This window comes from Salinimicrobium oceani (assembly GCF_012037645.1).
On record NZ_JAAVJR010000745.1, the window covers coordinates 1 to 425 of the forward strand.

The 425-nt window shown below is 37.2% G+C and carries 1 protein-coding gene; it reads left to right on the plus strand.

Going from position 1 to position 425, the window contains the following annotated elements:
* The coding region (locus HC175_RS19190) for a DUF5655 domain-containing protein (protein ID WP_235942690.1) at positions 1-362 on the plus strand (362 nt) is incomplete at its 5' end.
* Between the last annotated feature and the right edge of the window lie 63 nt (positions 363-425).

Genomic DNA, 425 nt, shown 5'->3' on the forward strand with positions numbered 1-425 from the left:
TAAAGGTCTATACCGAAGAAGACCATTTGAAAAGGAAGTCAGATGATATTACTGAGCTCTACGAAACCTACAAAACGGCCATTCTAAATCTTTCTGATAACATAGAAGTTGAATACCGCAAAGACTATATCGCCTTCAAAAAGAATTCAAATATTGCCGATATCACTGTGCAGAGAAAAGGCCTCAAACTTTGGATCAATTTAAAAAAGGGCCAGCTCGACGACCCAAAGAATCTGATGAGAGATGTTTCCGAAATCGGGCATTGGGGAAATGGTGATTACGAGGTGGTCGTGAAAGATGATAAACATCTTGAATATATTATGAGCCTTGTCAAACATGCGTTAGAAAACCGACAATCATAGCAAAAATAAATTAGACGAAGATATCTATGAATGAAAATTACAATGAAGATTCCTGGACCAAAG